This window comes from Verrucosispora sp. WMMD703 (assembly GCF_049178935.1).
GTDB classification, from domain to species: Bacteria; Actinomycetota; Actinomycetes; order Mycobacteriales; family Micromonosporaceae; genus Micromonospora; species Micromonospora sediminimaris.
Map to the genome: position 1 here is coordinate 1233296 of NZ_JBMHMM010000004.1, position 23345 is coordinate 1256640.

The following is a 23345-nucleotide window of genomic DNA, read 5'->3' on the forward strand; positions in this document are numbered from 1 at the left end:
GGTCAGTCGATTCCGTGGCTCTGGAGCCACATTTCCAGGAGTCCGAGTTGCCACAGCTTGTTTCCGTTCAACGGGGTCAGTTCGGCGTTGGGCGCGTCGAGCAGGGCGTTGACGTAATCGGTGCGGAACAGGTCGCGGCGGCGGGCCTCGGGAGCGGACAGCGCGTCGCGCACCCGGTCGAGGAGCTTGCCCTCCAGGTGAGTCAGGCCCGGCACCGGGAAGTAACCCTTGGGCCGGTCGATGACCTCGTGTGGCAGCACACGACGGCCGATCTCCTTCAGCACACCCTTACCGCCCTGCGCCAGCTTCAGCTCCGGCGGGCAGGCGGCGGCCAGTTCCACGAACTCGTGATCCAGGAAAGGCACCCGGGCCTCCAGCCCGTGCGCCATGGTCATGTTGTCGACCCGCTTGACCGGGTCGTCGGTGAGCATGATCTGTGTGTCGATGCGCAGGCCGGCGTCGACCGCGGTCTGCGCGCCCGGCCGCGCCAGGTGCGCGGCGACGAACTCCCGCGCCGGGTCGCCGTCGGCGAGCCAGGCGGGGTTGAGCACCCGGGCCAGGCCGGCGCCGTCCCGGTCGAAGAAGGCCCGGGCGTACGTGTCGAGGGCCTGTTCCCGGCCGACCTGAGCCAGCGGCGGGTACCAGTGGTAGCCACCCAGGATCTCGTCGGCACCCTGGCCGGACTGCACCACCTTGACGTGCCGGGACACCTCCTGACTGAGCAGGTAGAAGGCGACGCAGTCGTGGCTGACCATGGGCTCGCTCATGGCCGCGACGGCCGCCTCCAGCGGCGGGACCAGATCCTGTGCGGCGACCCGGATCTGGTGGTGGTCGGTGTCGAAGGTCTTGGCGACCACGTCGGAGTAGCGGAACTCGTCGCCCTCCCGGCCACCGACGGCGTCGAAGCCGATCGAGAAGGTGGACAGCCCGCGCTGCCCCTCCCCGGCCAACAGGGCCACCACCAGGCTGGAGTCAAGGCCACCGGAGAGCAGTACGCCGACCGGCACGTCGGCGACCATCCGCCGGCGTACGGCGGTGGTGAGCGACTCGTGCAGCGCGTCCTGCCAGTCCCGTTCGGACCAGCCGGCGTGCTCGTCGCGGCGGAGGAACGGCGGGTCCCAGTAGACCCGCTCGTGGCTGCGGCCGTCGGCCTCGTACACCCGGACGGTGGCCGGCGGGAGCTTGGCCACCCCGCGCAGGATGGTGCGCGGCGGCGGCACGATGCTGTGGAAGCTGAGGTAGTGACCCAGCGCGACCGGGTCGATGCTGGTGTCCACCCCGCCGCCGGCCACCAGCGCCGGCAGGGTGCTGGCGAAGCGCACCACGCCGGCGGACTCGGCGAGGTAGAGCGGCTTGATGCCGAGCCGGTCCCGGGCCAGCACCAGGCGGCCGGTGTCCCGCTCGCTGATCGCCACCGCGAACATGCCGACCAGGTGGTCGACGAAGTCCAGCCCCCACTCGGCGTACGCCTTGACGACGACCTCGCTGTCTCCGCTGGAGAAGAAGTGGTGGCCCTTGGCCTGCAACTCGGCGCGCAGCTCGCGGTAGTTGTAGATGCAGCCGTTGAAGACGCCGGTGAGGCCGGCGGCGGAGTCGACGATCGGCTGGCCGCTGGCCGCCGACAGGTCGATGATTTTCAGTCGACGGTGGCCGAGGGCGACCGGCCCCTGTGACCACACCCCGCTGCCGTCAGGCCCCCGATCGCACATGGTGGCGGCCATCCGTTCCACCGCTGCGACGTCGGCACGCGTCGCGTCCCGTCGGAACTCCCCAGCCAGTCCGCACATGTGAGCCCATGCTGCCAGAGGATGTTGCGATTAGCCTGTTGAGACCATGACGGTCGTGTAACAGCATTGCTAGAATCCGCGCCCCACGATCAAGACATTGTCATTCGGGGTCGAGCGGCGTGCTGTTTCGTGCCCGCCTCGTAGCACTTGTGGCGTTTGGGTAGCACTGGTGAGTGTGACGAATGCCGCAATACGTGTCGCATCGACTCGGTCACAGGCCGGCCGTCCCACGCACACGCGCGGCCGGCCCGCCGAAATCGGCGGGCCGGCCGTCAAGGGGCGCTTGGGTGTGTTGCGCTGCTCAGCCAGCGGTACGTGCCACGCCGACCGGGCAGCTCAGCCCGTTCGGGCCGTGGTTGCAGTAGCCGTTCGGGTTCTTGGTCGGGGCGAGGTACTGCTGGTGGTAGTCCTCGGCCAGGTAGTAGTCGCCGAGCCGGGCGATCTCCGTGGTGATCTCGCCCTTTCCGGCGCGGGCCACGATCGGCGCGAACGCCTTCCGCGACGCCTCGGCGATCGCCAGCTGCTCGTCCGTGCTGGCGTAGATCGCGGACCGGTACTGGGTGCCCACGTCGTTGCCCTGGCGCATGCCCTGGGTCGGGTCGTGGTTCTCCCAGAAGACCTTCAGCAGATCCTCGTAGCTGATCTTCGTGGGGTCGTACACCACCTCGACCACCTCGGTGTGCCCGGTCATCCCGGAGCAGACCTCCTCGTAGGTCGGGTTGGGGCTGTAACCACCCGCGTAACCCGCAGAGGTGGTGAAGACCCCGGGCAGGGTCCAGAACAGGCGCTCGGCCCCCCAGAAACAGCCCATACCGAAGACGGCGACCTGGTAGCCCTCGGGGAACGGGCCCTTCAGCGGGGTCCCGAGCACCTCGTGCCGGTCGGCCACCGGCATCGCGATGGGACGGCCGGGCAGGGCCCGGTCGGGTGAGATCATCTCGGCCTTCATGCGGCGGAGGAACACGGTGGGACTCCTTTCGTACCCTTCCCCGCGTGCAACACCGGTGGACCCCGCTTCCTTACCCGCGTCGCGCTCCGTCAGGCCGCCAGCGTCGCCTGGACCCGGGCCGCGTAGGAGGCGGCCTCGGCGTCGTCGGCGTAGCGGGTACGCGGCCAGAAGAAGCCACGCAGCCCGTCGCCCTTCGTCCGTGGCACCACATGGGTGTGCAGGTGCGGCACCGACTGGGACACCCGGTTGTTCATCGCCACGAACGTGCCGCCCGCGCCGAGACCGGACTCGACCGCCACGGCGATCCGCTGCACCAATCCGAAGTAGCCGGGCAGCGACTCCGGCGGCAGGTCGGCGAGGGTGACCAGATGGGTGCGCGGCACCACCAGCACGTGCCCCTTGAACACCGGCCGGGTGTCCAGGAACGCCACCCCGTCCGGCTCGTCGGTCACCTGGAACGCGGGCACCTCACCGGCCACGATCCCGCAGAACACGCACCCCGCCATCCGGTCAGATTAAGCCGGGGCAGGTGCCACCGCCGCCCGCGCCGCACCGCCGGTCACAGCCGATCGAGGTACGCGTCCCACTCGTCGCCGGCTACCGGGACCGGACCGCTCTCTCCGTTCGCCAGGCGGGACCGGATATCCGCCTCCCAGGCAAGGGCCCATCGGCAGAGCGTCGCAATGTCGTCTTCACTGAGGCCGTAGGACCGAAAGGTGCGGGGGTCGCGTTCGTTGACCGAGCCGAGGCGATCGGCCAACTCCTCCAAGGAGAAACCAGCAGTGTGCCGAGCGCCCAGGTTCTCGATCTCGTGCCAGCTCAGGCGGTCGTTCGCGGCGTGGACGTCGATGTAGTCGCGGTGCGCTGCGCGGTCGTGTAGCGCGCGCATCTTCAGGCCAACCGCGTCCTCGAATGACAGGACCGGACCGATGGCCAACCTGGCCGGCGGCCCGAGTCCCTCCTTGAGTAGGTCGACTTCGCACGACATGGTCGCGTCCGAGACCAGCATCCGGGCCATCCGTGGCGTGACTTCGATGATCTCCGTCTGATAACCGGCAGCTCGATAGGTGCCAACCAGGCGATCGACCACTGTCGCCAAGGGCAGCGCGGTAGCGGTCGCGAAGTCGATGTCCTGGGATGGACGATCCACTAGTTCGTGGGCTGCCATCGCGTACCCGCCCGCCAGTACCAGACCAAGGTCGTCGCCGGCACTGAAGCCAACTTCGAGCAGTTGCCGGTGCAAGGGCTGCATCAGGCAGCGGCCAGCTCGGGCACGCGGCTTTCCCACAGAGCGATCATTCGGCGTGCTGTCAGTCTTCGAATCCGTGACCAGTCGTGCCGCAGCAACTCCGCGTTGACGTAGCGCACGACGTCGTCATGCTGCCCGCAATCCAAAAGTAGGCAATACAGTGTCAACCGCTCACGAGCGTCTTCGACGTCGAACTCGGTTAGACCGGACCAGGCCAGCCGTAGTGGCAGGACGACGCGTCCGTGATCGGGACCGGCGAGCACATCAAGCGAAGCCGGGATGCGGTCGGCTGCTCCGATCAGACGGGAAGGAAGGCTCTTGGTCGGGCTCACTCGGCAAGTATCGCTCAGTGTTCCGACGGAACATCGGAGGCGAGCCGGGCCGGGTTGGAATCGGTGGGACGGGCGGGAGGACTAACGTCTGCGGAATGACGCACGGCTTCGAGACGCTCGCCATCCACGCCGGCCAGGACCCCGAGGCCCGTACCGGCGCGGTGATCCCTCCGATCTACCAGACCAGCACGTACGCCCAGGATGCCGTCGGCGCGCCACGGCTGGGCTACGAGTACAGCCGCTCGGGCAACCCCACCCGGGACGCGCTCCAGGAATGCCTGGCCGCGCTGGAGGCCGGCCAGGTCGGCCTGGCCTTCGCCAGCGGCCTGGCCGCCGAGGACACGCTGCTGCGTACCGTCTGCGGACCGGGTGACCACGTGGTCATCCCCGACGACGCCTACGGCGGCACGTACCGGCTCTTCGCCAAGGTCGCCGAGCGGTGGGGGCTGGCGTACACCCCGGCCAAGGTCTCCGACACCGACGCCGTGCGGGCCGCGATCCGGCCCGGTGTCACGAAGGTGGTCTGGGTGGAGACCCCGACCAACCCGCTGCTCGGCATCGCCGACATCGCCACCCTCGCCGCCGTGGCGCACGACGCCGGGGCGCTGCTGGTGGTCGACAACACCTTCGCCTCGCCGTACCTGCAACAGCCGATCACCCTCGGCGCGGACGTGGTCGTGCACTCGACCACCAAGTACGTCGGTGGGCACTCCGACGTGGTCGGCGGCGCGCTGGTGACGGCCGACGCCGACCTCGGCGAGCGGTTGCGCTACCACCAGAACGCGATGGGCGCGGTCAACGGCCCGTTCGACGCCTGGCTGACCCTGCGCGGCATCAAGACCCTCGGGGTACGCATGGACCGGCACTGCGACAACGCCGAGCGGATCGTGGCGTACCTGGACGGGCACGCCAAGGTCGGTCAGGTGCTCTACCCGGGCCTGCCGACACACCCCGGGCACGAGGTGGCGGCCAAGCAGATGCGGCGGTTCGGCGGCATGATCTCCTTCCGCGCCGCCGGGGGCGAGGAGCACGCCGTCGAGATCTGCAACCGGGCCCGGCTCTTCGTGCTCGCCGAGTCCCTCGGCGGGGTGGAATCCCTGATCGAGCACCCGGGTCGGATGACACACGCGAGTGCTGCCGGCTCGCCGCTTGAAGTTCCCTCCGATCTCGTGCGACTGTCTGTCGGCATCGAGACGGTCGAAGACCTGCTCGCCGATCTGGAGCAGGCGCTGGGCTGACCGCTGGCTTGGGAGGGTGGCCGTGCAGGACATCATGCCGACCTGGGTCGGGGCGACCGCCAAACAGATCGCCCGGGGCGTACGCCGGGGCGACGTCTCCGCCACCCAGGTGCTCGCCGACCACCTTGACCACGTCGCCAAGGCCGACGTCGACCTCGCCGCGTTCCGCGCGGTACGCGGCGGGGAGGCGGTCACCGAGGCGGAGAAGGTGGACGAGCAGGAGGACCTGGCGAACCTGCCGCTGGCCGGGGTGCCGATCGCGGTCAAGGAGAACACCCCGGTGGCCGGCGTACCCACCTGGAACGGCTCCGCCGCCGTCCGTACCGGCGTGGCGGAGGCCGATCACGAGGTGGTCCGCCGGCTGCGCGGGGCCGGTGCGGTGATCCTCGGCGTCACCCGGATGCCCGAGCTGGGGTTGTGGGGCATCACCGACGACGAGACGGCGGTCACCCGCAATCCGTGGGACCTGTCCCGCACCCCCGGTGGTTCCTCCGGCGGCGCGGCCGCTGCGGTGGCCGCCGGGCTGGTCCCGATCGCCCACGGCAACGATGGTCTCGGCTCGATCCGCATCCCCGCCGCCTGCTGCGGGTTGGTCGGGCTGAAACCCGGTCGTGGCGTGGTGCCCTGCCAACTCGGCGCGGAGGACTGGTTCGGTCTGGTCGAGCACGGCATGCTCAGCACCACCGTCGCCGACGCGGCGGTCGGCTTCCAGGTGCTCGCCGGCCGGGCCCAGGGCAAGCTCGTTCCGCCGGAGCGCCTGCGGGTCGGCGTGTCGCTACGGTCGCCCGTGCGAGGCGTCTCGCCCGACGCGCCGAACCGGGACGCGGTCGCCGCCGCCGGTCGGCTGCTCGCCGGTGCCGGGCACGACACCGTGCCGGCCGACCCGGTCTACCCGACCGCGCTGGGCCTGAAGGGCATCGCCACCTGGTTCGCCGCCGCGGCGGCGGACGTGCGCGCCGCCGGGGTCGACCGGCGCGCCCTGCAACGCCGTAGTCGCCGGCACGTCGCGCTCGGCGAGTGGGCGTGGCGGCGCGGGTACGTCCGGGAGGCCGACCGGCTGGCCTGGCGCGAACGGTCGATCGGCTTCTTCACCGACCACTCGGTGGATCTGCTGCTCACCCCGGCGCTGGCCAGCGCGCCGCCACCGGCGACCAGTTGGTCGACCCGCTCCTGGCAGGCCAACCTGCTGGCCAGCATCCGGTACGCCCCGTACGCCGCACCCTGGAACATCGCCGGGCTGCCCGCACTGGTGGTGCCGGTGGGCCGCCGCCCGGACGGACTGCCGCTCGCCGTGCAACTGGTCGGACCGCCCGGGTCGGAACTGCTGCTGCTCGGTGTTGCCGGTCAGTTCGAGATGGCGAGCCCGTGGCCTCGGCACGCCCCTGGTTACCCGCGCGTCGGAACGGGCTGGCCAGCCAACGCTTGATCATCTACGCTCCCCGTGCCATCACACGGGAGGTCCGTCGAGCATGCGTTGCCACACCTGCGACACCGAGACCGACGCACGCACCAGGGAATGCCCGACCTGCCGTACGCCGGTCGGTTCGCCGACGCTGTACCCGGGTGCCCGGGTTCGCCCGGTGCGAGGTGTCGGCCGGGCCGCCTCGGCCGCCGTGGCCGCGACCGCCGCGTTCCTGCTGCTGACGGTGGCGGTGCAGGCGGTCAACGCGCTGCTCGCCGAGCGGGCGGCCGACTCCCGTGACACCGAGACCTTCCTGCTCACCGCAGGGGTGCTGGAACTGTCGGCGGCGCTGCTCTACCAGGTCGCGTTCCTGGTCGCGATCGTGCTCGTCATCATCTGGACGTGGCGGGCCCGGACGAACCTGGACGCTTTCCCGGGGGCCGGGCCCACCAACTCCGACGGGTGGGCGATCGCCGGGTGGCTGGTGCCGTTCGTCAACTTCGTGATGCCGCACCGGGTGGTGGCCAGCATCGCCCGGGAGAGTCTCTGGCGGTTGAGCACCCCGGTGCTGGTGCACGTCTGGTGGGGATCCTGGCTGGTGTTCCTCTTCGCGGAGCGGTTCAGCGCTCGCTCCTCCGCCGCCGAGTACGAGGCGCTGCCGTACCCGCAGACCTCGACGGACTTTCAGGCGTACGTGGATCATTACCTGACGGCGACCGGTGAGTACCTGGTGCCGGCGGTGTTCTGTGCGGTGGCGGGCGGCTCGTTGATCGTGCTGATCCAGAGCATCTCGGCGGCGCAGACCGCCCGGATCGCCCGGTCGATGCCCACCGGTCCGATCCTGCCCGGCATGACGATCGCGGCAACGGCGGACCCGGCCGCGCCGGACCAGGCTGCGGCGGCTGCGCCGGGCAGCCCGCCGTCGGTCGGACCGGCCCGGGCGTCGGCGGTGCCGGACGGGCCGGGTGGCACGATCTAGGCATGACGGAACTGGTCAGCCTGGACGAGGTGCGCGCGGCACGGGAACTGCTCGACGGGGTCATCCGGACCACCCCGATGGAGCCGTCCCGTCCGCTCAGCGCCGCGCTCGGTGGGCCGGTCTGGCTCAAGTGCGAGAACCTTCAGCGAGCGGGGTCGTACAAGGTGCGCGGGGCGTACGTGCGGATCTCGCGGTTGTCGGCGCCGGAGCGGGCCCGGGGCGTGGTCGCGGCCAGCGCCGGCAACCACGCGCAGGGCGTGGCGCTCGCCGCCGGCCTGGTCGGCACCCACGCCACAGTCTTCATGCCGGTGAACGCGCCACTGCCGAAGGTGGCGGCCACGAAGGGGTACGGCGCCCAGGTCGAGCTGGTCGGTGCCACGGTCGACGAGTCGCTGGTCGCGGCACAGACGTTCGCGGAGCGCACCGGCGCGGTGCTGATCCATCCATTCGACCACCGGGACGTGATCGCCGGGCAGGGCACGGTGGCGCTGGAGATCCTGGAGCAGTGCCCGGAGGTCACCACGATCGTCACCGGCGTCGGCGGGGGAGGACTGATCTCCGGGCTGGCGGTGGCAGCCAAGGCGCTCCGGCCGGACGTTCGGGTGATCGGGGTGCAGGCGGCCGGCGCGGCGGCCTTCCCGCCGTCACTGGTGGCGGGCGAGCCGGTCCGGCTGCCGGCCTTCACCACCATCGCGGACGGCATCGCTGTCGGTCGGCCGGGCGACGTCACCTTCAGCCACGTCCGCAAGCTGGTCGACGACATGGTCACCGTCTCCGAGGAGGACATCTCCCGGGCGCTGCTCATGCTGCTCGAACGCGGCAAGCAGGTGGTGGAGCCGGCCGGGGCGGTCGGCGTCGCCGCCCTGCTGGCCGGCGCTGTCGAGGTGACCACGCCAGCGGTGGTGGTGCTCTCCGGTGGCAACATCGACCCGCTGCTGATGCTGCGCGTGATCGAGCACGGACTGGCAGCGGCGGGGCGCTACCTGCGGGTCACGGTGCGCTGCTCGGACCGGCCCGGACAGCTGGCCTCGTTGTTGAGTGAGATCGCCGAGCACCGGGCGAACGTGGTGGACGTGGTGCACCAGCGGGCCAACCCGCACCTGCGCCTCGGTGAGGTGGAGGTGGCGCTGTCGGTGGAAACCCGTGGTGTCGAACACTCCGACATGCTGATCAGCGCCCTGCGGGCCAGCGGCTATCAGGTGACGATCGCACCAGAGGCGTGACGCGGTGGCGTCACGCCTCTGGACGAACTGACTAATGGCCCGGGTGGCGGAATGAAACTCGATCGGATCGCCGGCTCGGGGTGGTGGCACGGTTGTCGATCGGATCGCCGGCCCGGCCGGCGGACGACGGTCAGCCGGAGAACGGCTCGAAGCTGACCACTGTCACCTTGATGTCGGCGCCGCTCGGTGCGGTGTAGGTGCAGGCCTGGCCTGCCTTGCCGCCCAGGATCGCTTGGCCGAGGGCCGACTCGGGGCTGTAGACCGTCAGGTCCGTGGTCGAGGCGATCTCACGCGAGCCGAGCAGGAACGTCTCTGTGTCGTCGGCGTCGTCGTCGAAGTAGATCGTCACGACCATCCCGGGTGCCACGGCGTCGACGGTCGGCGCCTCGCCGACCTGGGCCGTGCGGAGCAGCTCCTTCAGATAGAGGATGCGTCCCTCGGCCTTGCCCTGCTCCTCGCGGGCGGCGTGGTAGCCGCCGTTCTCGCGCAGGTCGCCTTCCTCACGCCGGGCGTTGATCTCGGCGGCGATGACCGGCCGGTTCGCGATCAACTCGTCGAGCTCGCCCTTCAGGCGGTCGTACGCGTCCTGGGACAGCCAGGTGGCGGGCGCCTCGTTGCCATTGGACACAGGCGGTCCTCCTCGGTTGTGCGTGCTGGCTGACAGGTGAACCTCCAAGTTACCAGTGCCCTACGACAAGGAGTGTCGGCGATCACGCCGCTCGGACGACCTCGCCGAGCCTCAGGCGGGTGGCCGGCAGCGGACGACCTCACCGATGAACGGCCGTGCGGTGGTGACGAGTCGGTGCCGGACGGTGACGTGACGCTGCCCGGCGGCGGCGGTCACCGGCACCTCCTCGCGGGCCACCTCGGCGCCGGCGTGGTCCCGGGCGCGCAGCACGCACACCGCCGCGCCGCCGTCCGGCAGGTTGACCCGGAAGTCGACCACCACCTGGTTGTCGGTGATGTCGCCGTAGCTGATCACCTGGGCGTCGTACGCCGGATCGCCGTACTGCCGGTAGAGCCGGACCGAGACGACGGTGAGCGTCGCGACCACGACTACGGCCAGCAGCGCGGCCAGCACCGGCCGGCGGCGCCTGGGCGCGCGACGGTGGCCGTACCGGCCGGGCGGGAAGACCGGCGCGTTCGGTCCAAGTGTGGCGTGCGTCTCGGTCACCGTCGGGTATCTCCCTGGCGTTGTTGTCAGCGGTATCGGCAAGAATGGCAGAGTCCGCCATTCCTGTTCGACTCGGTCGCCAGATCTGGCTCAGCGTCGCGTACGGCTGGGGTCAAATATGACAGGCCGGCGCGGTCCGGTGCCGCTACGGGGAGGAATTCGGCAGGTCAACGGGGGCCCGGGGTGGGTCGCCGGTGGGCAGAGACGAGGAGCGCCGACCTTGGCAGAGCAACTTCGACTCATGGCCGTTCACGCGCACCCCGACGACGAGTCGAGCAAGGGCGCCGCGACGATGGCGAAGTACGTCGCCGAGGGGGTGGACGTACTGGTCGTGACGTGTACGGGCGGCGAGCGGGGCAGCGTGCTCAACCCCAAGCTCGACCGGCCCGACGTCTGGGCGAACATCGGCGAGATCCGTCGCGCCGAGATGGACGCGGCGCGGGCCATCCTCGGCATCGAGCAGGCGTGGTTGGGTTTCGTCGACTCCGGCCTGCCCGAGGGCGACCCGCTGCCGCCGCTGCCCGAGGGCTGCTTCGCCCTTCAGGACGTGGACGTGGCCGCCGGTCCGCTGGTGCGACTGATGCGCGAGTTCCGTCCGCACGTGGTCACCACGTACGACGAGGAGGGTGGCTACCCGCACCCGGACCACATCATGTGCCACAAGATCAGCGTGGCGGCCTTCGACGCGGCCGGCGACGCCGAGCGCTACCCGGAACTGGGCGAGCCGTGGCAGCCGCTCAAGCTCTACTACGACATCGGCTTCTCCAAGGGCAAGATCCTGGCGCTGCACGAGGCCGTCCTCGCGACAGGTGCCGAGTCGCCGTACGCGGAGTGGCTGACCCGCTGGGAGGACCGGCCGGACAAGGGGCCTCGGATCACCACCCGGGTGCCGTGCGCCGACTACTTCCCGGTCCGCGACGACGCGCTGCGGGCGCACGCCACCCAGGTGGATCCGGACGGCTTCTGGTTCCAGGTGCCGATGGAGCTGCAACAGCGTGCCTGGCCGACGGAGGATTTCGAGTTGGTCCGGTCGTCGGTCGACAGTCCCATGCCGGAGTCCGACCTGTTCGCCGGGGTGCGGGGCACGGGCCATGCCCGCTGAGCGGGCACCGGCTACCCTGGTCGCACACCGCGAACCGGAGGAATCCCATGCTGACCGCTGCTCAGGTGCTCGCCCAGAACAACTTCGGTGACACCCGCACGGGTGGGCTGGCCGGGCCGATGGGCCTGTTCCTCATCCTCGTCCTCGGTGCCGCCACCGTGCTGCTGATCCGGAACATGAACGCCCGGCTGCGCCGGCTTCCGGACCGGTTCCCCGGTGAGGGGCCGGCGGCACCAGGCACGGAGTCGATGGAGCGTTCGGTCGGTGATCCGACAGGTGGGATCGTGACGGAGGATTCATCCACGGATGCTCCCAACGGGCACCAGCAGCGCCGCGAGGGCTGATCGGAGCATGATTCACGTCGAACCGGATGGTCGACCCCTGTTGCGACCATCGGGTTTGGCTTAGCCTTCCGCCGGGGGGACCGAAAGTCCTCAAGCTGCGCGGGAGGGGGCGCCGATGACCACCGCAGTCATGTCCGCCCGCCGCGTGGCCTCTTTCAGGTCGGCGGGAGGGGGTCGGTGACCTCCGGCCGGGCCGGTCAACCGCTCGACCGGCCCACGGGCCGTGGTACGCCGATGGGGCTGCACCTGCTCACCGCCGCCGTCGTGGCCACCGCGCTGGTTGCCGCAGTGGTGGGGCTGAGCCTGCCGGCGGGGCTGCCGGCCGACGACCCGCTTGGCGGGCCCGCCCGCTTCGGCTTCGCGGTCGCCCTATTCGCCCTGTCCCAGTTGGCCCGGCTCCGGTTCCGCGCTGCGGCCGGCGTGGTCAGTGTCACCTGGGCCGAAGCTGCCTTGATCGTCTGCCTCTACCTCGTACCCCCCGGTTGGCTGCCGGCGGCCGCGCTGCTCGGCGTCACACTCGCCTGGACGGCGCTCTCGGTGGTGGATGACGGCCGCACCACCTGGGACGTGATCCGCGTCGCGGGCGCGCACACCGCCGCCACCGCGCTGGCGGTGGCGGTCACCACCGCCCTGGGGCAGCCGACGCTTGCCGTCCCGACCCCCGCACTCACCCTTGCGGTGGCCGCCGGTGCCGTCGCCTACCTCCTGGCGAGCGCCTGGCTGGGCGGGGTGATGCTGGCGCTGCGGCACGGCATGCCCATCGGGCGTCCGTTGCTCGCCGCGCTACGCGGCAAGCTGCTGATGATCGTCGGCAACGTGGTGGTCGGCCTGCTGGTGGTGGTGCTGATCGAGATCGACCCACGCTGGCTGCTGTTGCTGCCCGCTCCGCTGTGGCTGCTACAGCAGACCTACCGGCAACGGCTGCTCCAGGACCGCGATCGGCGCACCTGGCGATCATTCGCCGAGGCCACGAAGGCGCTCAACCAACTCGACGAGCGGGGCGTGGCGACGGCGGGAGTCACCGGGGCACTGGCGCTGTTCGAGGCGGAACTGGTCGACGTGGAGGTGGCCCGGGGCGACGGACGGTGGCGTCGCTACCGGGGTGACCCGGGCGGTCAGGTGGTCGACCGGGAGATCGCCCCGCCAGGCGACGACGAACCCGGACCGGGGGAACTGGTCCGCGACCTGTCGGTCGGTGAGACCCGCGTGGGTCGCTTGCGGGTGCGATTCCCCCGTACGGCGCCGGCCACCGGCCGGGAACGCGACGCTCACGCGGCCTTCGCCGACGCCCTCGCCGCGGCGCTGCACGATGCCGCCGCCCACCGGGAGCTACGCCTGGTCACGGCTCGCTCGTCGTACGAGGCGGTGCACGACCCGCTGACCGGCCTGGCCAACCGGGCGGCCATGCTCGGCAAGGGCGACCAGGCGTTGCGGCAGTTGGCCCATGACCATCCGGTCGCCCTGCTGCTGCTGGACATCGACCAGTTCAAGGAGGTCAACGACACGCTCGGGCACGCCGCCGGTGATCAGCTGCTGCGGTTGACCGCGAACCGGCTGGGTGCCCTGGCCCGCTCGGGCGACCTGCTGGCCCGGCTCGGTGGTGACGAGTTCGCCCTGCTGCTGAGTTCGGTCCCGGTGGTCGGTGACCGCGCCGCGCCCATGGCGTACGCGCTGCGTCAGGCCCGGGACATCGCCGAGCGGCTGGCCGCGCCCACCGAGGTGGCCGGGGTGCGGATGTCCGTCGAGGTCTCCGTCGGGGTGGTGGTGGCCCCGGCCGGCACCGCCGACCTGACCGAGCTGCTGCGCCGCGCCGACATCGCGATGTACCAGGCCAAGTCGGGTGGCGTCAGCGTGGCCGCGTACGACACCTCACGTGACGCGGCCAGCACCGACCAGCTGGCCCTGCTCGCAGAGTTGCGGGAGGCGTTGCAGGCCGACGACCAGTTGGTGCTCGTGTTGCAGCCGGCCGTGGACCTGGTGACCGGGGCGCCGACCGGTGTGGAGGCGTTGATCCGGTGGCGGCACCCGAGGCGCGGCTGGTTGGGGCCGTCCGACTTCATCCGGCCGGTGGAGAACAGCGAGCAGCTCGGCGCCTTCACCCGCTACGTGCTCGACAAGGCGCTCGCCGTGGCCGCCGACTGGGCCCGGGAGGGCCTGGACGTACCCATCTCGGTCAACCTGTCCGCGCGTAGCCTGCTGAATCCGAGACTGCCGGCGGAGATCGCCGACGCGCTGCGCCGGCACCAGGTGCCCGCCGACCGGCTGGTCCTGGAGATCACCGAGACGGTGGTGATGAGCGAGCTGGAAGTCATCGACCAGGTGCTCACCTCGTTGCGGTCGATGGGCGTGCAGCTGGCCGTGGACGACTTCGGTACCGGCTTCTCGTCACTTGCGTTCCTCACCCGGGTCGCCGTGGACGAGCTGAAGGTGGACCGCTCCTTCGTGCTCCAGATGGCGGATTCGCCGCAGGCGGCGGCCATCGTACGCAGCACCGTGGGGCTGGCCCACCAGTTGGGCCTGCGGGTGGTGGCCGAGGGGGTGGAGACGGCCGCGCAGCGTTCCGCCCTGGCCGAGCTGGGTTGCACCGCCGCCCAGGGCTACCACTTCTTCAAGCCGATGCCCGCCGACAAGATCGCCGCCGTCCTCGGCTCACTACGCGACACCGCCCCCAACAACGTCCTCCCCCTCCGCGCCGACGGCGCCTCCTGACACCCCACCCCCCACCCCCGGCCCCACCCGGTTGATCAAGAGGTTTGCGTCGGAGGAGGACGCTCCCGCCGACGCAAACCTCTTGGTCAACACAGGCGGGGTGGGCCCGGCTGGATATGGTCGTCGGGTGAATCGACTTGCGGAGGCGACCAGCCCGTACCTGCTCCAGCACGCCGACAACCCGGTCGACTGGTGGCCCTGGTGCGAGGAAGCGTTCGCCGAGGCGAAACGGCGGGACGTGCCGGTGCTCATCTCGGTCGGATACTCGGCCTGCCACTGGTGTCACGTGATGGCGCACGAGTCGTTCGAGGACGACGGCGTCGGCAAGCTGCTGAACGAGGGCTTCGTATCGATCAAGGTGGACCGCGAGGAGCGGCCCGACGTCGACGCGGTCTACATGACCGCCACCCAGGCCATGACCGGTCAGGGCGGCTGGCCGATGACGGTCTTCGCCACCCCGGACGGCACCCCGTTCTTCTGCGGCACGTACTTCCCCCGGCCGAACTTCGTCCGGCTGCTGGAGTCGGTCGGGACCGCCTGGCGGGAGCAGCGCGACGCCGTGCTGCGCCAGGGCGCCGCGGTGGTGGAGGCGATCGGCGGGGCCCAGGCCGTCGGCGGCCCCACCGCCCCGCTCACCGCCGAGCTGCTCGACGCCGCCGCAGACCAACTTGCCAGCGAGTACGACGAGGTGAACGGTGGTTTCGGCGGCGCACCGAAGTTCCCGCCGCACATGAACCTGCTTTTCCTGCTGCGGCACCACCAGCGCACCGGCTCGGCGCGCAGCCTGGAGATCGTCCGGCACACCTGCGAGGCGATGGCCCGCGGCGGCATCCACGACCAGTTGGCCGGCGGCTTCGCCCGGTACTCGGTGGACGGTCACTGGACCGTGCCGCACTTCGAGAAGATGCTGTACGACAACGCCCTGCTGCTGCGGGTCTACACCCAGCTGTGGCGGCTCACCGGTGACGCGTTGGCGTTGCGGGTGGCCCGGGACACCGCCCGGTTCCTCGCCGACGAACTGCACCGGCCCGGGCAGGGCTTCGCCTCCGCACTGGACGCGGACACCGAGGGCGTCGAGGGCCTGACCTACGTCTGGACGCCGGCCCAGCTGGTCGAGGTGCTGGGCGAGGAGGACGGCCGCTGGGCCGCCGACCTGTTCACGGTGACCGACGCCGGCAGCTTCGAGAAGGGCACGAGCGTGCTCCGGCTGGCTCGGGACGTCGACGACGCGGATCCGGCGGTGCGGGAGCGCTGGCAGGTGGTGGTCCGACGACTGCTGGCCGCCCGGGACGCCCGTCCCCAGCCCGCGCGTGACGACAAGGTGGTGGCCGCCTGGAACGGGCTGGCGATCACCGCGCTGGCCGAGTTCGTCCGGCTGGTCGAGACCACCGGCCGGATCGGCACCGAGGGTGAGGCGAACCTGCTGGAGGGGGTCACCATCGTCGCCGACGGGGCGATGCGGGACGCCGCCGAGTACCTCGCCCGGGTGCACGTCGTCGACGGGCGGCTGCGCCGTGCCTCCCGCGACGGCCGGGTCGGCGATCCGGCCGGAGTGCTTGAGGACTACGGCTGCGTGGCCGAGGCGTTCTGCGCCATGCACCAGGTCACCGGTGAAGGTCGTTGGCTGGAACTGGCCGGTCAGCTGGTCGACGTCGCGCTGGCACATTTCGCCGCGCCGGGTGGGGCGTTCCACGACACCGCAGACGACGCGGAGCAGCTTGTCGCCCGGCCCGCCGACCCGACGGACAATGCCACCCCTTCCGGCCGGTCCGCGATCGTCGCCGGCCTGGTCGCGTACGCGGCGCTGACCGGGGAGAGCCGCTACCGCGAGGCCGCCGAGGCGGCCCTGTCCACCGTCGCGCCGATCGTGGGGCGGCACGCCCGCTTCACCGGGTACGCGGCGACCGTCGGCGAGGCGCTCCTCTCCGGGCCGTACGAGATCGCGGTGGCGACCGGAGACGTGGCGGGTGACCCGCTGGTGGCCGCGGCGTACCGGCACGCTCCACCCGGTGCGGTGATCGTGGCGGGCGCCCCGGACCAGCCGGGGGTTCCGCTGCTGGCCGGCCGTCCGCTGGTCGACGGGCGGGCCGCCGCGTACGTCTGTCGGGGTTTCGTCTGCCAGCGGCCGGTGACCGGGGTCGAGGAGCTGGTGGGGCAGCTGCGTTGAGCCGGATCCGCCGCTCGGTGCCGCGACCGGCCCGGTTAGGCTGACGCCGCTATGGATTCCCGTACCGGTCTGCCCGTTGTCGGCATGGTGGGCGGCGGCCAGCTGGCCCGGATGACCCACCAGGCTGCCATCTCCCTCGGCCAGTCACTGCGTGTGCTCGCGCTCACCCCGGATGACGGGGCGGCCCTGGTCGCCGCCGACGTCCAGTACGGCGACCACACCGACCTCGCCGCGCTGCGCACCTTCGCCAAGGGCTGTGAGGTGGTCACCTTCGACCACGAGCACGTCCCGACCGAACACATCCGCACCCTGGCCGGCGAGGGGGTGAAGCTGTTCCCGCCCGCCGACGCCCTGGTGCACGCCCAGGACAAGCAGGTGATGCGGGAACGGCTCGGCACCCTAGGCGCGCCGAACCCGCGCTGGCGACAGGTCGCGTCCCCCACCGATCTGGTCACCTTCGGCGACGAGGTCGGCTGGCCGGTCGTGCTCAAGGCCGCCCGTGGTGGGTACGACGGACGGGGCGTGTGGCCGGCCACCGACCCGGCGTCCGCGACCGACCTGGCGCAGACGCTGCTCGCCGGCGGCACGAAGCTGATCGTCGAGGAGCGGGTGACGCTGCGCCGGGAGTTGGCGGTGCAGGTGGCGCGCTCGCCGTTCGGCCAGGTAGCGGTCTACCCGGTCGTCGAGACGGTCCAGCGTGACGGGATCTGCGTCGAGGTGCTGGCGCCGGCGCCCGGCCTGGCCGAGGAACTGGCGGTCGCCGCGCAGCAGCTCGCCATCGACCTGGCCACCGCGCTTGGCGTGGTGGGCCTGCTGGCGGTGGAACTGTTCGAGGTGGCCGACCCTGCGGCACCGGGCGGTGGTCGGCTCGTGGTCAACGAACTGGCCATGCGCCCGCACAACTCGGGGCACTGGACCATCGAGGGTGCCCGGACGTCGCAGTTCGAGCAGCACCTGCGTGCCGTGCTGGACTACCCGATGGGCGACACCTCGTTGACCGCTCCGGTGGTGGTGATGGCGAACGTGCTCGGTGGTCAACCCGGCGGCATGTCGGTCGACGAGCGGTTGCACCACCTCTTCGCCGCCGAGCCGGCCGCCCGGGTCCACCTGTACGGCAAGCAGGTGCGGCCGGGGCGCAAGATCGGTCATGTCACGGTGCTCGGCGACGATCTGGACGAGGTACGCGCCCGGGCCGCCCGGGCCGCCCGCTGGCTGCGGGACGGAACACCGGAGGAATGAGCAGCGTGAGCACGGTCGGTGTGATCATGGGAAGCGACTCGGACTGGCCGACGATGAAGGCCGCCGCCGAGGTGCTCACCGAGTTCGAGGTGCCGTACGAGGTCGAGGTGGTCTCGGCGCACCGCACTCCGGTCAAGATGATCGACTACGGTCGGGCTGCCGCCGACCGTGGGCTCAAAGTGATCATCGCCGGGGCCGGTGGCGCGGCGGCGCTGCCCGGCATGGTCGCGTCGGTGACTCCGTTGCCGGTGATCGGCGTACCGGTGCCGTTGAAGCACCTCGACGGCATCGACTCGCTGTTGTCCATCGTGCAGATGCCGGCCGGCGTGCCGGTGGCGACCGTGTCCATCGGCAACGCCCGCAATGCCGGGCTGCTCGCCGTCCGCATCCTCGCCACCGCCGACCGCGCCCTGCTCGACCGGATGTCGGCGTACCAGGCCGACCTGGAGCAGCTGGTCGCCGAGAAGGACGCCGCGCTCCGCGCCTCCCTGGCCTAATGCCGCACTCACCGCATGCCGCGTAGCGCGGTCTGCAGGCGTTCCTGGGCGCGGCGTCGGCGTTCGTTGCTGGCACCGAGGATGAGCAGCAGGAAGCCGACCGGGATCAGTGCCAGCCACGGACCGAGGCTGAACAGCGCGTGCACGGCCGCGATGGCGGTGACCACCGCACCGACGATGACCGGTGCCTGCTGCTGGGTCATCGAGCCGAAGACCAGCACCGCGACCGCGCCGAGCAGCAGCAGCACCTGACGCATCGTGCTCGAATCGGTGGCCAGCACGATCGCCAGGGTCGGCACGAAGGCGGCGAGCAGCGCCGGTCCGTACGCCACCCAGCTGCTCAGGTCGCTGCGCTGGCGCAGCTCCAGCACCCCCACCAGCAGGGCCAGCGCCGCGAACGGCAGGGTGTACGCCTCGGGCAGGGCCACGTCGGCGACCCGCATCAGGATCCACCAGGCGGTGATCTCGCAGAGCACCACCGCCCAGAACAGCACCCGTCGCTCCGTCGGCCGGCGGCCGGGCCGGGTCGCCGCGAGGCCGAGGACCGCACCCCAGGCGGCGAGCAGTGCGGCGATGTGCCGAGGCGAGTCGAAGGCCAGCGCCAGCGCGATCAGCGCGGCGGCGTGGCCGCTCCACTCCACGGTCGCCGCCTCGCGACGAGCCTCCGGACGGCGGAGCCGGGGGAGAGTGGCGGAGAAGACCTGCAACGCGGCACCGACCGCCAGCACTCCGAACGCCGACCAGACCGGGGCGAGCCCGGCCACCAGGCCGGCGGTGAGCACGAACAGTTGCGCCATCAGCGAGGCGAACAACCAGCCGAGCAGACGGGCCCGGGAAGTGAGGCCGTAGAGGGCGGCCACCAGCCCGACCCCGACCGCACCGCCGAGGGTGAACAGGGTCAGCTCCCGGGTGGCGAGACTGCCGGCGAGGCCGGCCCCGCCGGCCGCCAGCCCGATCACGAAGACCAGGACCCGGGCCAGTCGCAACGAGCGGGCCCGTTCCACCAGGGCCGGCGGCGGCGTCAGCGCCAGCCCCAGCATCGAGATGGTGAACACCGCCAGCGCCGACAGGGTGCTCGCCGGCCAGCCGCCGCCCAGCGCGATCGGGGCGATGAGCAGGGTGACTGCGGCGCCGGGCAGCACCACCGGCACGGCCCGGGACCGACGGCCACCGCTGAACCCGGTGGCGGCCAGGGCCGCCGTAGCGGTGAGCAGCAGCGCGGTGAGCACATGGGTCGGGTTGACCGCTGCCGGCGGCGGGTCGAGCAGGGCCGCCGGTGGCCCCTGCCAGATTCGGCCGACGGTGCGATGCGGATCGACGAGGGCCGCGATCAGCGCCGGGGCGATGGAGACCAGGGCCAGTACGGTCGGCAGGGCGGCGGCGGCCAGCGCGCCAGCGGCCGGGTTCACCCGCCATCGGCGCCGGTTGTCGTCGGGCAGCCGGCGCAGCGCCCCGTCGAGCAGCACGGTCCAACGGCGTACCGGTTGGGCCGCGCCGACCGGCGGCTCCGTCGCCCCTCGGACGAGCTCGGCGAGCACACCGAGCAGCGCCGCCGCTGCGGCGTAGACCCCGACGGGCAGGGCGATCGGTACGGCGGCGAGCGCGGTCACGCTCGCCCCGCCGACCACGCCGGCGCTGGCCCAGGGCAGGTACTGGGGAACCTGCCGACGGGCTGCGGCCACCGCGGCCAGGCCGAGACTGGATGCGGCCAGGCCAGCGGTGAGCACCACCTGCGGGGTGTGACCGAACTCGACGGCGAGGGCGGCGGTGGCACCCGGCAGCGCCAACAGTGCCGCGCACAGACCCGCGCCACCGATCTGCGCCAGGTGCGGCGGCATGCCCTCCGCCTCGATGTCCTCGACGAGTGGCTCGGCCATGTTCCGGGCCAGCGCGGCCACCACCGCGCCGATCAGGACGATGCTGCCCAGGGCCAGCGCGGTCGTCCACGGCCGCACCAGCCCGGCGCCGGCCGCGTGCAGCGCGACCACCCCGGCCACGGTGATCCGGGACAGCGCCGCCCGGGGATCGACCGTGGCGACCGCGGCCATCCCGAAGATGGTGGCGACCATGCCGCCGATCAGGACCGGCGACCACCAGGGAAGCTCGAACGCGGCGGGAGCGCCGATGGTGGCGAGCACCACCGCCACGCCGGCCACGTCCCAGCGCCAGGGCGGGGGCAGCAGGATGCCGGCCGCGACCGCGAGCAGCACCAGGGCGATCGGTCCCTGCCAGGTCGTACCGCCGGTCGGCGCGGCCGGCCAACCACTCAGGTCACCGTTCCAGATCGGGCCGGGTGTGGCCAGCACGCCGACGCCGCCGCGCAGCGCCATCCAGCCGGCCAGCAGCCCGATCAGCAACCCACCGACCGTGAGGCCGAGCACCGGCCCGCGTCGCCACTCCTCGGGCATCGCCCGGGCCGCCACGGCGACCACCAGGACCAGCGCGGCGGCGACGGCGAGCTGCCCGCTGGGCGCGAGCACGGTGCCGATCCGTAGCAGGGTGGCGACAAGCGTGGCGGTCACCGCAGCGGCCGCAAGGTCGGAGCCGTCCAGGGTGAGATCGGAGCGGCGACCGGTGTCGATCGAGGGAGCCAGGAAGAGCAGCACCGCGGAGACCAGCAGCAGTGCGCCGACCCAGGCGTCCGCGACGGTGGCGCCTGGCGAGCCGAAACCGGCCGCAGCGACCACCAACGCGCCCAGACCGGTGCCCACCGACAGCGGCACCGGGATCTGGCGTTGCGACACCTGCACGACGGCGGCGTAGCCGAGCGTGACGCAGCAGGCGAGGAAGCTGGCCGCGAGCACCGGTACGGTCGCTTCACGCAGGCTCGCCGGGGTCGGCGTGGTGTCCACCGGCAGGGTGGCCGACACGAAGGCGGCCACCGCTCCGGGCAGGGCGAAGGCGGCACCTCCGGCGGCCCAGGCGGAGACGGTGTCCGCGGCTGCCGGGGCGAGCCGGATCCGCGGAGCGGCGGCGATCAGCGCACCGGCCACGACGAGGGTGGTCAGCACGGCGGCGGTCAACGCCGGCCGGGTGAGGGCCGCGCCCGCGCCGACCAGCCCGACCACGGCGGCGGCCACCGCGTGCGCCAGCGCAGCGCGGGGCGTACGCGCGGAGAGGCCAGCTGCCCCGATGCCGATCGCGGCCAGCACCATCGGCCACGGCGCCAACGTCCAGGCCAGCCCGAAGGAGGCCGGTACGGCAAGCGCGGTGAGCGCCGCACCGGTCACCGCGAACTCGCGGCGGATCTCCGGCGGCAGCGCCAGCACAGCGGCCACGGTCAGCAGGAAGGCGCTGGCCGCGAGCTGCCAGGCGGCCGGTCCCACGGCGGCGGCCAGTTCGACCGGGTACCGGTCGAGGTCCGCGGCCCAGGCCGGCAGCGCCGCCTGGACGGGGGCGATTCCGGCCCGCAGCGCACTGCCGGCGACCACCACCCCGCTGACCGTGAGCGCCACCGCGGAGGCCAGCTGCGGTCCCCGGCGGGCGGACTCGGGTACCGCCCGGACCGCCAGACCGGTGACCGTGATGACCGCCGCGATCAGCAGCAGGGCCCGGCCGGGCAGCGCCACCGAGGCGATCCGCCCCAGTGCGCCGATGACAGCGAGGGTGAACACGCCCGCGCCCAGGTCGGGCAGGGGCGGTCGGCGGAGCACCAGCGTCCCGGCCAGGCAGACCGCGGCGGCGAGGAGAAGCACCAGGCCGGCGCCGGTCGCGCCCGGCACGGTGGTCGTCCGCAGCAGGGCGGTCACCGCGTACGCCAGGGCGACGGCGACCGCCACCCCGTGCAGCACCCAGGTCAGTCCGCGCAGCCCGGGCACCGGTCGGGTCGCTCCGGTCGCGGTGCCGCCGACGGTGAGGTCCAGCAGTTCGCCGCCCTCCTCCGGCGCCGCCTCCGGCCTGCGGTCGGCCTGGCTCTCCCCGGCCGACCGCTGCCGGGGCGCTGCCGACCCGCCGGAGTCGGCCACGCCATCGGTGAGCGGCTGCTCCACGGTGACCGGTGAACGGGCCAGCCACAGGTCGAGCAGCGCGACCACGGTCAGCACCAGCGCCCAGCCCGCCGGGCCGGTGATCCGGTCGTACGCCAGCAGCGGCACCACCGGCTGCGCGGCCAGCACGGTGGCGAACCGGGGTGCGCGCAGCCTGGTCCACCCGGCGTAGCCGACCGAGACGGCAGCGGTGACCGCGAAGATCACTCCAGCGAAGACGGCACCGGAGGCACCGCCGTTGCCGATCCGGTCCACGGCCCACAACGCGTACCCCGCGAGCGGCACCAGGAGCAGACCCACCGCGGCGATGGTCTCGGCCGTGGAGGTCAACCCGCGCCGGACCAGTACCGGCGGGGCGAGCAGCATCAGTACCGTCGCGAGCAGCAGGATGCCGAGTCGGGCCAACGCGTCCATCGAGCTGGTGGCGACCACGGCGAAGACCACGGCGGCGACGCCGAGCAGCAGCGCGCCGAGGCCGAGGGGGATGTTCTGGACCTCCCGTGAGGAGGCTTCCGGTGGATGCTCAGGGTCGTCGGCGTCCAGCCAGACGGGTTCGGTCGGTGGCGGTGGCCCCTGGGTACCGGCGCCCTGCCGGGGGACCCGGGGCGGCGGAGTCGCGCCGTCGCGGGGTGGCGAGGCATCCTCGGACGTGGGGCGCCGCGGCGGCCGACGACGGAGTACGCGGCGGGGGCGGGTGGCCTGCCGGAGCCGCTCGTCACCCTGACTGCCGGCGTGCGAGAGGATGTCCCGCTGAAAGAGCGCGGCCTGCATCTTCGCGGCGAGCTGCCGTTGCTCGCGGGCGATGGCGGCCTCGCGGGCCTTCAGCTCCGCGATGGATCGTTCGATCTCCGCCAGGTGATCGGCCCATTGTGGCTGGTGCGCGCCGCAGTGCGGGCAGCGAACCGCCGGCTTGATCTCCCGGCCGCACGAAGGGCACTGAAAGTTCGCCACGACACCCCTCCACCCGC

18 protein-coding genes are annotated in these 23345 nt (G+C 72.1%); 10 read left to right on the forward strand and 8 right to left on the reverse strand.

Going from position 1 to position 23345, the window contains the following annotated elements; genetic code table 11:
- Positions 1 to 2: 2 nt before the first annotated feature.
- From ACN26Z_RS06345 to ACN26Z_RS06365, 5 genes are all read right to left on the reverse strand, one after another.
- On the reverse strand, positions 3 to 1787 hold the full coding sequence (locus ACN26Z_RS06345; protein WP_282239995.1) for an N-acetylglutaminylglutamine amidotransferase: 1785 nt from the start codon (positions 1785 to 1787) through the stop codon (positions 3 to 5).
- A gap of 301 nt (positions 1788 to 2088) precedes the next feature.
- The gene (gene msrA / locus ACN26Z_RS06350; RefSeq protein ID WP_421460211.1) at positions 2089 to 2751 is read right to left on the reverse strand and encodes a peptide-methionine (S)-S-oxide reductase MsrA; all 663 of its coding nucleotides are present in this window, start codon (positions 2749 to 2751) and stop codon (positions 2089 to 2091) included.
- A 74-nt stretch (positions 2752 to 2825) separates the two neighbouring features.
- On the reverse strand, positions 2826 to 3242 hold the full coding sequence (locus ACN26Z_RS06355) for an HIT family protein (protein WP_421460212.1): 417 nt from the start codon (positions 3240 to 3242) through the stop codon (positions 2826 to 2828).
- 53 nt (positions 3243 to 3295) lie between these two features.
- Positions 3296 to 3988, reverse strand: a complete 693-nt coding sequence (locus tag ACN26Z_RS06360) for a nucleotidyl transferase AbiEii/AbiGii toxin family protein (protein WP_396886264.1) — start codon at positions 3986 to 3988, stop codon at positions 3296 to 3298.
- Positions 3988 to 4317 carry a hypothetical protein gene (locus ACN26Z_RS06365; RefSeq protein ID WP_282239992.1) on the reverse strand — a complete coding sequence of 110 codons (330 nt, stop codon included), beginning with the start codon at positions 4315 to 4317 and terminating at the stop codon, positions 3988 to 3990. Before ACN26Z_RS06365 ends, ACN26Z_RS06360 begins: the two co-directional genes overlap by 1 nt.
- A 95-nt stretch (positions 4318 to 4412) precedes the next feature.
- On the opposite strand from ACN26Z_RS06365, the gene ACN26Z_RS06370 reads away from it, so the two are divergent.
- The 4 genes from ACN26Z_RS06370 to ilvA are packed head-to-tail and all read left to right on the forward strand — an operon-like array spanning position 4413 to position 9159.
- Positions 4413 to 5555, forward strand: coding sequence for a cystathionine gamma-synthase (locus tag ACN26Z_RS06370; RefSeq protein ID WP_282239991.1), 1143 nt, complete (start codon positions 4413 to 4415; stop codon positions 5553 to 5555).
- 16 nt (positions 5556 to 5571) lie between these two features.
- Complete coding sequence (locus tag ACN26Z_RS06375) at positions 5572 to 6981, forward strand: amidase (RefSeq protein ID WP_421460214.1); 1410 nt, start codon at positions 5572 to 5574, stop codon at positions 6979 to 6981.
- 43 nt (positions 6982 to 7024) lie between these two features.
- Positions 7025 to 7936, forward strand: a complete 912-nt coding sequence (locus ACN26Z_RS06380) for a DUF4328 domain-containing protein (RefSeq protein ID WP_421460215.1) — start codon at positions 7025 to 7027, stop codon at positions 7934 to 7936.
- 2 nt (positions 7937 to 7938) lie between these two features.
- Positions 7939 to 9159: a threonine ammonia-lyase gene (ilvA, locus tag ACN26Z_RS06385; RefSeq protein WP_421460217.1), complete on the forward strand. Its 1221-nt coding sequence runs from the start codon at positions 7939 to 7941 to the stop codon at positions 9157 to 9159.
- A 130-nt stretch (positions 9160 to 9289) separates the two neighbouring features.
- On the opposite strand, the gene greA is transcribed toward ilvA, so the two are convergent.
- Both greA and ACN26Z_RS06395 read right to left on the reverse strand, forming a co-directional pair.
- Positions 9290 to 9787, reverse strand: coding sequence for a transcription elongation factor GreA (gene greA, locus ACN26Z_RS06390; RefSeq protein ID WP_164446063.1), 498 nt, complete (start codon positions 9785 to 9787; stop codon positions 9290 to 9292).
- A gap of 111 nt (positions 9788 to 9898) precedes the next feature.
- Positions 9899 to 10333 (reverse strand): DUF4307 domain-containing protein, encoded by a 435-nt coding sequence (locus tag ACN26Z_RS06395; RefSeq protein ID WP_093406434.1) that lies wholly within the window; start codon positions 10331 to 10333, stop codon positions 9899 to 9901.
- Positions 10334 to 10553: 220 nt separating this feature from the next.
- Here ACN26Z_RS06395 and mca point away from each other — a divergent pair, with 220 nt between their 5' ends.
- From mca to purE, 6 genes are all read left to right on the forward strand, one after another.
- Positions 10554 to 11435 (forward strand): mycothiol conjugate amidase Mca, encoded by an 882-nt coding sequence (gene mca / locus ACN26Z_RS06400; protein ID WP_093406437.1) that lies wholly within the window; start codon positions 10554 to 10556, stop codon positions 11433 to 11435.
- A 47-nt stretch (positions 11436 to 11482) separates the two neighbouring features.
- Positions 11483 to 11779 carry a hypothetical protein gene (locus tag ACN26Z_RS06405; RefSeq protein WP_282239987.1) on the forward strand — a complete coding sequence of 99 codons (297 nt, stop codon included), beginning with the start codon at positions 11483 to 11485 and terminating at the stop codon, positions 11777 to 11779.
- Between the two features lie 234 nt (positions 11780 to 12013).
- On the forward strand, positions 12014 to 14488 hold the full coding sequence (locus tag ACN26Z_RS06410) for a putative bifunctional diguanylate cyclase/phosphodiesterase (RefSeq protein ID WP_421464549.1): 2475 nt from the start codon (positions 12014 to 12016) through the stop codon (positions 14486 to 14488).
- A gap of 127 nt (positions 14489 to 14615) precedes the next feature.
- Positions 14616 to 16655 (forward strand): thioredoxin domain-containing protein, encoded by a 2040-nt coding sequence (locus ACN26Z_RS06415; RefSeq protein ID WP_421460218.1) that lies wholly within the window; start codon positions 14616 to 14618, stop codon positions 16653 to 16655.
- 51 nt (positions 16656 to 16706) lie between these two features.
- On the forward strand, positions 16707 to 17894 hold the full coding sequence (locus tag ACN26Z_RS06420) for a 5-(carboxyamino)imidazole ribonucleotide synthase (RefSeq protein ID WP_421460219.1): 1188 nt from the start codon (positions 16707 to 16709) through the stop codon (positions 17892 to 17894).
- 5 nt (positions 17895 to 17899) lie between these two features.
- The gene (gene purE / locus ACN26Z_RS06425) at positions 17900 to 18391 is read left to right on the forward strand and encodes a 5-(carboxyamino)imidazole ribonucleotide mutase (RefSeq protein ID WP_093406682.1); all 492 of its coding nucleotides are present in this window, start codon (positions 17900 to 17902) and stop codon (positions 18389 to 18391) included.
- Positions 18392 to 18399: 8 nt separating this feature from the next.
- On the opposite strand, the gene ACN26Z_RS06430 is transcribed toward purE, so the two are convergent.
- Positions 18400 to 23328: an SCO7613 C-terminal domain-containing membrane protein gene (locus ACN26Z_RS06430; protein WP_421460220.1), complete on the reverse strand. Its 4929-nt coding sequence runs from the start codon at positions 23326 to 23328 to the stop codon at positions 18400 to 18402.
- Between the last annotated feature and the right edge of the window lie 17 nt (positions 23329 to 23345).